Genomic DNA, 9,162 nt, shown 5'->3' on the forward strand with positions numbered 1-9,162 from the left:
AACCGGTACGGGCGGCCGATGCAGCGGCCGTACCGGTCGGTGTCGGCGCGGTGGGTGATGTGGAACATCGAGTGCCCCATCTCGCTGGAGCCCAGCCCGTCGATGAAGACCGAGCCGGGCACCTTCGCCACCCCGTCGCGGGTGATGGTGTCGCGCCAACCGACCGCGACCAGCCGGCGGATGTGCGGCTCGTGCGAGGCGTCGCCGGTGTTGAACCACAGCCGCACCGAGTCCAGGTCGTACCCGGACAGGTCGAAGCGGGCCAACTCCGCCCAGGTGACCGAGAAACCGAACACCCCGTCGGGGCGCCAGCGTTGGATGGCGTCCAGCACCTGCTCGCCGCCCTGCTCGGAGAGCAGGAACATCTGCGCGCGGTTGCCAAGCGCCTGGTTGACCATCAGCACCGTCGCGGTGTGCGGTGCGGGCAGCGCGTTGAGGATCCGGGTGGTGCCCTGCGCCTGCGGCATGGTGAGCAGGTGTCGGGTGGCCGCGAAGAGGCTGGCGTGCGAGTGCAGCACCGCCTTGGGCACCCCGGTCGTCCCGGAGGTGTGGGTGATCACGATCGGGTCGTCCGGGTGGTGCCGGTAGTGCGCCGGGGCCGCGGCCGAGTCACCCGTGCCGGCCTGCGCGGGAGTGCCGAGCAGGGGTACGCCGAGGTCGTGCCCGGCCAGCAGCGCGGTGTGCGCGTCGTCGGCCAGCACGCCGACGCCCCGCAGGCGGCGGATGTACTCGGCGGCTATCTCCGGGCGGAGTTTGCCGTTCATCAGCGCCGGGATCGCCCCGAGCCGGGCCAGCGCCAGGAAGCTGAGCACCATGTCGGCGGCGGCGGTGGCCCAGACGGCGACCGGGTCGCGGGGGCGTACTCCTTGTTCGTGCAGCCAGGCGGCGCGGGCGGCGACCCGCTCGTCGAGCAGCCCCAGCGTCAGCGGCGTCTCGGCGGGGTGCCCGTCGACGGCGGTGTCGAAGGTGAGGCCGGGCCCGTCCGGGTCGGCGCCGTGCGCCAGCACCCGGGCCAGAACGTTGCCCGCGCCCAGTTCGGTGTCGGCGGCCAGTGCGCCGCGCAGTCCCCGTGTCCTCATGGTCGTGCTCCTCCCCCCAGCAGCACCGCGACCGCCTCGGTCGGCCCGTCGGGTGCCTGTTCGATCAGGATCAGCAACACCTCGTCGGCGTCGCCGTCGTCGCGCAGCAGGTCGGCCTCGGCGACACCGTCGGTGTACGGGTCGCCGGTCGGGCTGAGGCAGACCACCGGTCCTCGCAGGTTCCAGCGGGCCGCGAGGTGCCCGGCGACGCTGTTGGGCACGGACTGGAAGAAGAACAGCGGGCCGATCCGCCCGCCGGCCTCGACGGTGGCCCGTACGTGCTGGGCGCTGGCGAGATCACCGCTGGCGCTGACCAGCACGATTCCCGTCCGCACCCCGGCGGGCACTCCCGCCGACCCGTACCCCCGCCGCAGACACCGTTCCGCGACGGCCACCACCACCGGCGCGAAGTCCGAGTGCACAAACCCCGGCACCCCCGCCACGGTGCCCCCGACGTCCCCGCCCTCGGGCCAGAGAGCCCGAGCTCTCTCCCCCGGCGATCGTGCGGTTCCGGTCGTCGATTCGGGCGCTTGGTCAGATTCGTCGGGGCAGAACGCGCGCGGCGGGGAGTGGGGGGCGGTCATCCGACGCCGACCAGGAGAGCGGTGTTGGCGCCACCGAAGGCGGCGTTGAGGGTCAGGGCGTGGGTGGCTTCCGTCCTTTGCGGACGGTCTCTGACGATGTTCAGAGGGCAGGATTCGTCGGGGCCCAGCCATCCGGCGTTGACCGGCAGGTCGCCGTGGCGCAGCGCGAGCGCGGTGACCACCAGTTCGAGCAGCCCGGACGCCTCCAGCGCGTGCCCGTGCACCGACTTCGTCGAGCTGACCGGGACCCGGGCGGCATGACCGCCGAGAGCCCGACGCAGGGCGGCGGCCTCGGCGGCGTCGCTCTGCGCGGTACCGGTGGCGTTGGCGTTGACGTAGCCGACGGACTGCGGTGGCAGCCCGGCCCGGCGCAGCGCGCCGTCGACCGCGCGGGCCAGCCCGGTGCCGCCGGGCTCCGGCTGGCAGGGATGGAACGCGTCGCCGGCCCGCCCCCAACCGACCACTGTGGCCACCGGCTCGACACCGCGTCGCCGAACGGCGCTCGACTCCAGCACCACGGCGGCCACGCCGTCACCCAGCAGCAACCCTCGACGGCCGGCGCTGAACGGGCGGACCGCCCCGTCGACAGCGAGGGCGCGACCGGCGTCGAAGAGCGCGTACTGGTCCGACTCCACCAGGTAGCCGGCAGCGACCACGACCCGCTCGACATCATCCCGGGTGATCCGGGCGGCGGCGTCGGCCACCGCCGTGCTGGCCGACACGCAGGCGCTGGTGTAGACCCGGATGTGATCGGACAGCCCACATCGTGCGGCGAGCTGACCGGCGAGCGCGGCCGGCGTCGGGCCCACGGCCGGGCCGCCGTGCACGGCGAGGAGCAGGGCGCACCCGGCGCGCTGCGCGCGGTTCAGACCGGCCGCGCGGCAGGCCGCGTCGATCGCGGTGGCCAACTCGTCGGGGAGGGTAGCGACCTCGGGCAGGGTGGCCGCCACTGTGACCCGGCGGGCGGCGGTGTCGAACCGGTCCACCGGTCCGAACGCCGGCACGCCGGCCAACACCCCGGCGAGCTGCGCATCGGCGCCCCGTCCCAGGGCGCTGACCGCGTACACACCGGTGAGCTGGGCGACGCGCGCCTCAACCATCTGCGGAGGCGGTCAGCGACGCCCGGAACACCACCAGGGCGTCGTCGACTGTGCGGATGCCGGCCAGTTCGTCGTCGGTGAGGTCGAGCCGGCGTTCGTAGCGCTGCTCGACGAGGTGCACCAGCCAGGCAAGCTCCATCGAGCCGATCCGGTCGGACACGTCGGCAGCCGGTTTCGCTGTGAGTTCGGCGAGCATGGTCATCAGGTCAGCTCGCCCCAGATCGGGCTGACCGCCCATCAGCTCTTGTCGCTCGTCGCCTCGGTGACCCGATCGGCGACCATTGTGGTGAACTCGCCGACCGTCATCAGGGCGAGCTGCTCCGACTCGTCGTCGGCGAACGTCAGGCCGTACCGGTCCTCGACCCGGACGGACAGGTCGGCCAGGGCGAGTGACTCCAGGTCGACGCCGGAAGGGCCGAGCGTGGTGTCGTCGTCGAGCCCCTCGACGTCGTAGTTCATGTCGGCGAGCTGCTCGACGACGAAGGCGCGGACCTCGGCTCTCATGGATACCCTTTCTGCGTGGCTCAGCTGACGGTGTCCGATCGGGACACCGCCTACGTGTGGGTCGGCCGGGACACCGGCGGTCAGCCGGATCCGGCCGCTGTGCTGCTGCGGCGGGCGGGTGCTCTGCTGCTCGGTCGCCCGGACGCCGAGCTGGTGCTGACGCACGACCGCGAGGGACGGCCGGTCGTCCGGGTCGACGAGGCGACCGGGTCGGTCGAGCTGGCGGTCAGCGTCAGCCGCACCGCCGGGCTGGTGGTGGTCGCCGCCCGTCAAGCCGGCGCGGTCGGGGTGGACGTGGAGCGGATCCGCCCGCTGCCGGCGCTCGCGCTGGCCCGCCGCTGGTTCCCGCCCGCCGAGCTGGCCTGGTTGGGCGATCGGCCCGAGGCCAGCCGAACGGTGGACTTCCTGCGGCTGTGGACCGCCAAGGAGGCGGTCGGCAAGGCGCTCGGGCAGGGGTTGCGCGGCGGCGGGCTGCGCCGGCTGATGCCGCCGCCGGGGCTGCCGTTGCGGCCGGTGCCCAGCACCGGGCTGCTGCGGGTCGGCCACCCGCCGCTGGGCGGGGGGCTCGTCCTGGCGGTCGCCGCGCACGCGGGCGAGCAGGTCGACGTCGAGGTGGTGCAGCGGCCCGGTCACGGGGTGACCGCCGAGCGCAGCGCATCGGTCGAGCGGACCAGCTTGCCGGTGGTGGTACGGGGCAACTGATCGAGCAGGTGCAACGCCCTGGGCCGTTTGTAGCCGGCCAACCGCTCGGCGAGGAGCTTGTCCAGCGTCTCCTCCGACAACGGACCGTCCGGTTGGACGTACGCGGTGATGCCGTCGTCCCAGACCACCACGGCGGCGGCGACGCCGGTCAGCTCGGCGACGGTGGCCTCCACCTCGGTCAGGTCGACCTTCATCCCGCCGACGGAGACCTGCGAGTCGAGTCGACCGCGCACCGTGACCAGGCCGGTGTCGTCGTCGACGGTCCCGGCGTCGCGGGTGTGCAGCCAGCCGTCGGACCAGCGGGTCGGGTCGCTCAGCCCGACGTACGGCGACGCCGGGCAGGACACCCACAGCTCACCGCCGGACTCGCGGACCTCGATCCCGGGCGCGGGGGCGATCGACGGTCGGTGCGACCCGTGCAGGTCGGTGCCGATCACCCCGACCTCGGTCATCCCGTACATGTTGCCCAGGGGTACGCCGTACCGGTCGGTGAACGCCCGGGCGACGGCGGCCGGGACCAGCTCACCCCCGGTGGTCATCCGCCGCAGCTGTGGCAGTGGACCGGTCGGGCGGGTGGAGGCGAGCAGTCCGATGTGGAACGGCACGCCGAGCACTGTGGCCGGCGTGGGGCCGGCGCTGATCGCGGCCAGCACGGCGTCGCCGCTGAGCCGCTCCGGCGGCACCAGCTCGACCCCGGCGTGCAGCCCGTAGAGCAGGCCACCGACCAGGCCGAGCACGTGCACCATCGAGGGCAGCAGGATGATCCGCTCGCCGGGCAGCGCCACCCCGTCGATCCGGGTGTAGCGGTGCACCTCGGCGACCAGGTCGGCGGCGGTGCGGCCGATCACCTTGGACGGGCCGGTGGAGCCGGAGCTGAGCTGGATCACGGCGTGGCCGTTGACCGCCGGGCGGTCGGCGTACCGGGTCACGCCCTCGGTGACGTCGACGAAGATCTTCAGGGCGCCGCCACCGGTCCGCACCGGAGCGACCACCACCTGCGGGGTCAACCGGGTCAGCGCCCGGTCCACCTCGTGGTCGGTGAGCCGGTGGTCCAGCAGGATCGCCTGCCCCCCGGCGCGCCAGGTGGCGAGCAGGTTCACCACGTACGCCAGCGACGGCGGCAACCGCAGCGCCACGGCGCCACCGGGGCGCAGTCCGGCGGTGGTCAGCCGCTCCTGCGCGGCGGTGACCAGCCGGTGCAGGGTCGCCCGGTCGACGGGCTCGGGCAGACGAAGACAAACGTCGGTCGGGTGGCCGGCGAAGAGGACTTCGTCCACCCAGCCGGGGTCTGTCGCCGTAGGATCTTCTGCCGTCACTGCCGTTCACCGCCCAGCAGGAAAGAGGGCGAATCCGCCCATCACGTACGCTTGTCGGGGTGCTGCGGGGAACCATACGACTCCCACGTGGCCATTGCTAGATGCGAATGGATGGATCAAAAGCAGCGGCCAGCCGGATTGCCGACAGCCCGTTCGGCGGGCAGGATCGGGCGGGTGATTCGGCAGAACGTCACCGAGGCATGACCCCTCGTACAACCGTCGCGCGTCCTCAGCCGGACGGCCGATGGCGGCGAGGTCGCCGGCCGAGCGAGACGGCTCTCGGGCGCCAAGGCCTGTTTCACAAGGGCGGTCGAGCCGAGGCGGTGCCCTGGCGACGGCCGGCCAGGTCCTATCAAACAGGCCTTAGCTCGGTTTGATGCTGGCGAGTTGGACGAGCAGCTGAACCAGGCGGTACGCCTCGGCGACGTCGGCGGCGTGGAAGGCGACCGTCCGGCCACCACCGACGCGGGTAACACCCGGCACCAGAACTGCGAGGTCGACCATGTACGGCCCGTACAGGTCGACCTCGACGTCAACCGGCCCGGCCATCTTCGCCGGCGGTATCGAGGCGCGCCGGGCGACCGCGTCGGCGGCGGCATGGCGCAGCCGCTCCCGTGCCTCCTGCGGATGCAGGGCCACCGCGGCGGCCTGACCCAGGGTCTGCTTGACGGCGACGGTGACCGCCGAGGGCGCCACCGCGCTGAACTCGGCGCAGGCGGTGTCGTCCCCGCTGAGCAGGACGACGGGCGCATCGAGGTGCCCTGCCATGGCGACGTTGAGGCCGATCTCGCCCAGCGACCGCCCGGCCACCCGTACGTCGAGGATGGCGTCGCTCATCGTGTGGGCCAGCACGGCGGGCCCGGCACCCGCCCGAGCGTGATAGCCGATGAGCAGGACGGCATCGGTGTGCTCGTCCAGCCCGGCGAGCATGCCCAGCGGCCGGGGTTTGCCCCGCACCAGGTGAGCACGCTGGTCGAGGTTCTCGGGCAGGATGTTCCGGAACGTCCCGTGCGCGTCGGCGACCCACACGACCGCCTCGGGTTCGGCATCGAGGACCCCGGCGATCACCGCGTTCGCCTCGGCCGTCATCAACGCCCGGCCGCGCTCGTAGTCGTACCGATCCGGATTCGTCTCGGTGGGATGAACGATCCCCGAGATGCCCTCCATGTCCACCGAGATCAGTACCTTCACAACTGCAAGACCCTACGCGCCGCAACCCGTCCCCACCGCGCCGATCTTGCGGTTTCGGTCGTCGAGACGCGTGACATGCCCCCTATGTCGCGACACCAAGTGCAAGATCGCGGGAAGAGGGCGCCGGGGGCGCGGGGAGCTTCAGGCCAGGGCTGGGGTTTGGGCGTGGATGTGGAAGCGCAGCGAACGGGCGTCGGTGAAGCACTCCCGCATCGGGCGTACGAGGTCCCGGTGCTCGGGGCTGCGTTCCCACTCCTCGAAGTCGGCCAGGCTCGCCCACTCGCTGGTGATCAGCCACTGCTCCGGGTCGGTCGACGACCGGCACACCTGGTCGACCAGGTGCCCCGGCACACCGCCGGCGACCAGGTGTCGCACCTGTTCGTACGCGGCGAGGAACTGTTCGGTGCGCGGCACCGGCACCCGTACCAGAAAGACCACCCGGGCCCGTTTGTCGCTCATGACGCCTCTTCCCTCATCGGCGCGGCCCCGCGCAGGACCAGCGCACTGTTGAACCCGTCGAAACCCCGCGCGCAGATCAGGGCGAGTCGGCTGCGCGGTCGGCGGTGCTCGCGCAGGAAGTCCAGCTCGCAGCCCTCGGCCACCTCGTCCGGTCCCGCCGACGCGGGCAACGTGTCGTGGGCGAAGGCGAGCAGCGCGGTGGCCACGTCCAACGCCGAGCCGCCCTGGTACGCCCGACCGGTCAGCGGTTTCTGCGTGGTCACCGGGGGCGGCCGGTCGGCGAACACTGCCCGCAGCGCCTCGGCCTCGCTGCGGTCGTAGCGGGGCACGCCGAGAGCGTCGGGCAGCACCACGTCGATTCCGGCGGCGGCGACGCCCGCCCGGTCCAGAGCCAGCCGCATCGCCCGCGCGTACTGGGCCGGGTCGCCGCTGCTCTGCGCCGTGGTGTGCGCGGCGTCGTGGGTGGAGCCCCACCCGCTCACCTCGCCGTAGACCCGGGCGCCCCGGGCCAGGGCGTGCCCCAGCTCCTCCACCACGAACACCGCTCCTCCCTCGGCCGGCAGGTAGCCGCTGGCGGTGGCGTCGAACGGCCGGTACGCCCGCTCCGGGTCGGCGACGTCACTGAGCAGCCCCGAGCGCAGCTGACAGGCGAGCGCGTACGGGCTCAACGGGCACTCGGTGGCCCCGGCGATCACGACCGGGGTGCCCCGGCGCACCGCGCGGGCGGCGTGGGCCAGGCTGTCCAGGCCGCCGGCCGACTCCGCGACCAGCACCCCGCTCGGGCCCTTGAACTGGTGGTGGATGGAGAGCTGCCCGACGCTGGCGGCGTAGAACCAGGCGATCGACTGGTACGCCCCGACCGTCCGCGAGGTGCCACCCCACAGCCGTTGCAGTTCCCGCTGACCGAACAGGTTGCCCCCGGACGAGCTGGCCAGGGTCACCGCGTAGCCGTACGGGTCGGGGGCCCGGTCGGGCAGGCCGGCGTCGGCCAGCGCCAGCCGGGTGGCGGCGAAGCCGAGGTGCGTCCACCTGTCGGTCTGCACCAACTGTCGACTGTCGGCGTAGGAGTCGGCGGTGAAGCCGGGCACCTCCCCGCCGAAGCGGGTCGGATAGCCGGCCGGGTCGAACAACGTGATCGGCCCGGTCCGGCGGGTGCCGGCAAGGACCGTACGCCAGTGCGCGTCCGCGCCGATGCCGCTCGGTGCGACCACCCCGATGCCGGTCACCACCGCCCGGGCCGTCGCGCCGCCACTGTGCGAAGCGGCGCTCACGCCAGCACTCCGCTTCGCTCCGCGCCGGCGTGAGACGCCGCGCTGCTGTGCCTGATGGTTCGCTCGCTCACGCCGCCACCGCGCCGAGCATCCGACGGAAGACCATCGCCGACTGGAAACCGCCGAAACCGCTGCCCACCGAGAGGGCCACGTCCACCGGCACCTCCCGTGCCTCATTGGGTACGTAGTCCAGGTCGCACTCCGGGTCCCGGGTGCTCCAGTTCGCCGTCGGCGGCACCACACCGAACTCGATGGCGAGGGCGCACGCGGCCATCTCGATCGACCCGATCGCGCCGAGCGAGTGCCCGACCATCGACTTGATCGAGCTGATCGGGATCCGGTACGCGGCCTGGCCCAGCGCCCGCTTGAACGCGGCCGTCTCGTGTCGGTCGTTCTGCCGGGTGCCCGAGCCGTGGGCGCTGATGTAGGAGACCTGCTCGGGCAGGATCCGGCCCTGCCGGAGCGCGTCGGTGACGGCGAGGCCCATCTCCAGCCCGTCCGGTCGCAGCCCGGTCATGTGGAAGCCGTTGCTGCGGCTGGCGTAGCCGGCCACCTCGCAGTAGATGTGCGCTCCCCGACGCCGGGCGTGGCCGGCCTCCTCCAGCACCAGCACCGCCCCGCCCTCGGCCAGCACGAACCCGTGCCGATCGGCGTCGAACGGGCGGGAGGCGTGTGCCGGGTCGTCGTTGTCCGGGCTGGTCGCCTTGATCGCGTCGAACGAGGCGACAGTGACCGGCGAGATCGGCGAGTCGGACGCGCCGGCCAGCATCACGTCCGCCTCACCGTCCACGATCATCTGGTGGGCGTACCCGATGGCGTCGATGCCGGAGGTGCAGCCGGTGGACACGACCTGCGCCGGGCCGTGCAGCCCGTGCCGGCAGGCCACGTCCGCGGCGAGGCTGCTGGGCACCAGCGCCTGATAGAGGTACGGGCCACCGCGCGTGCCGTCCACCAAC

Annotated in this window: 11 protein-coding genes; 1 reads left to right on the forward strand and 10 read right to left on the reverse strand. The window is 73.0% G+C overall.

Features of this window, described 5'->3' with window-relative positions; all coding sequences use genetic code 11:
* The 5 genes from ABZ749_RS21445 to ABZ749_RS21465 all read right to left on the reverse strand — a co-directional run.
* The coding region (locus ABZ749_RS21445) for a class I adenylate-forming enzyme family protein (RefSeq protein WP_357230263.1) at positions 1–1,079 on the reverse strand (1,079 nt) is incomplete at its 3' end.
* Complete coding sequence (locus ABZ749_RS21450) at positions 1,076–1,522, reverse strand: beta-ketoacyl synthase chain length factor (RefSeq protein WP_357230265.1); 447 nt, start codon at positions 1,520–1,522, stop codon at positions 1,076–1,078. The genes ABZ749_RS21445 and ABZ749_RS21450, both read right to left, overlap by 4 nt.
* Before the next feature lie 137 nt (positions 1,523–1,659).
* A complete protein-coding gene (locus ABZ749_RS21455) occupies positions 1,660–2,763 on the reverse strand; it encodes a beta-ketoacyl synthase N-terminal-like domain-containing protein (protein WP_357230267.1) in 1,104 nt (367 codons plus the stop codon).
* Positions 2,756–3,001 (reverse strand): acyl carrier protein, encoded by a 246-nt coding sequence (locus ABZ749_RS21460; RefSeq protein ID WP_357230269.1) that lies wholly within the window; start codon positions 2,999–3,001, stop codon positions 2,756–2,758. The genes ABZ749_RS21455 and ABZ749_RS21460 overlap by 8 nt, the downstream gene beginning before the upstream one ends.
* Positions 3,001–3,267, reverse strand: a complete 267-nt coding sequence (locus ABZ749_RS21465) for an acyl carrier protein (RefSeq protein WP_355007995.1) — start codon at positions 3,265–3,267, stop codon at positions 3,001–3,003. The genes ABZ749_RS21460 and ABZ749_RS21465 overlap by 1 nt, the downstream gene beginning before the upstream one ends.
* A gap of 15 nt (positions 3,268–3,282) precedes the next feature.
* Here ABZ749_RS21465 and ABZ749_RS21470 point away from each other — a divergent pair, with 15 nt between their 5' ends.
* Complete coding sequence (locus ABZ749_RS21470; protein ID WP_357230271.1) at positions 3,283–3,969, forward strand: 4'-phosphopantetheinyl transferase superfamily protein; 687 nt, start codon at positions 3,283–3,285, stop codon at positions 3,967–3,969.
* Here ABZ749_RS21470 and ABZ749_RS21475 read toward each other — a convergent pair.
* The 5 genes from ABZ749_RS21475 to ABZ749_RS21495 all read right to left on the reverse strand — a co-directional run.
* A complete protein-coding gene (locus tag ABZ749_RS21475; RefSeq protein WP_357230273.1) occupies positions 3,897–5,285 on the reverse strand; it encodes a class I adenylate-forming enzyme family protein in 1,389 nt (462 codons plus the stop codon). The two genes, ABZ749_RS21470 and ABZ749_RS21475, sit on opposite strands and share 73 nt — an antisense overlap.
* A 363-nt stretch (positions 5,286–5,648) precedes the next feature.
* A complete protein-coding gene (locus ABZ749_RS21480; RefSeq protein WP_357230275.1) occupies positions 5,649–6,476 on the reverse strand; it encodes a M55 family metallopeptidase in 828 nt (275 codons plus the stop codon).
* Positions 6,477–6,617: 141 nt separating this feature from the next.
* Complete coding sequence (locus ABZ749_RS21485; protein ID WP_124858865.1) at positions 6,618–6,935, reverse strand: antibiotic biosynthesis monooxygenase family protein; 318 nt, start codon at positions 6,933–6,935, stop codon at positions 6,618–6,620.
* Complete coding sequence (locus ABZ749_RS21490; protein WP_357230277.1) at positions 6,932–8,206, reverse strand: beta-ketoacyl synthase N-terminal-like domain-containing protein; 1,275 nt, start codon at positions 8,204–8,206, stop codon at positions 6,932–6,934. The genes ABZ749_RS21485 and ABZ749_RS21490 overlap by 4 nt, the downstream gene beginning before the upstream one ends.
* Positions 8,207–8,273: 67 nt before the next feature.
* Positions 8,274–9,162, reverse strand: an 889-nt coding sequence (locus ABZ749_RS21495; protein WP_357230279.1) for a beta-ketoacyl-[acyl-carrier-protein] synthase family protein, incomplete at its 5' end; no start/stop codon positions are given.

The sequence above is a fragment of the Micromonospora sp. NPDC047753 genome, from assembly GCF_040642735.1.
Lineage (GTDB): Bacteria > Actinomycetota > Actinomycetes > Mycobacteriales > Micromonosporaceae > Micromonospora.

What these genes read in the sequence shown, in the direction of transcription:
- ABZ749_RS21455 (WP_357230267.1), bottom strand. Translation starts at nt 2,763, where the DNA reads ATGGTTGAGGCGCGCGTCGCCCAGCTCACCGGTGTGTACGCGGTCAGC.
- ABZ749_RS21460 (WP_357230269.1), bottom strand. Translation starts at nt 3,001, where the DNA reads ATGGGCGGTCAGCCCGATCTGGGGCGAGCTGACCTGATGACCATGCTC.
- ABZ749_RS21465 (WP_355007995.1), bottom strand. Translation starts at nt 3,267, where the DNA reads ATGAGAGCCGAGGTCCGCGCCTTCGTCGTCGAGCAGCTCGCCGACATG.
- ABZ749_RS21485 (WP_124858865.1), bottom strand. Translation starts at nt 6,935, where the DNA reads ATGAGCGACAAACGGGCCCGGGTGGTCTTTCTGGTACGGGTGCCGGTG.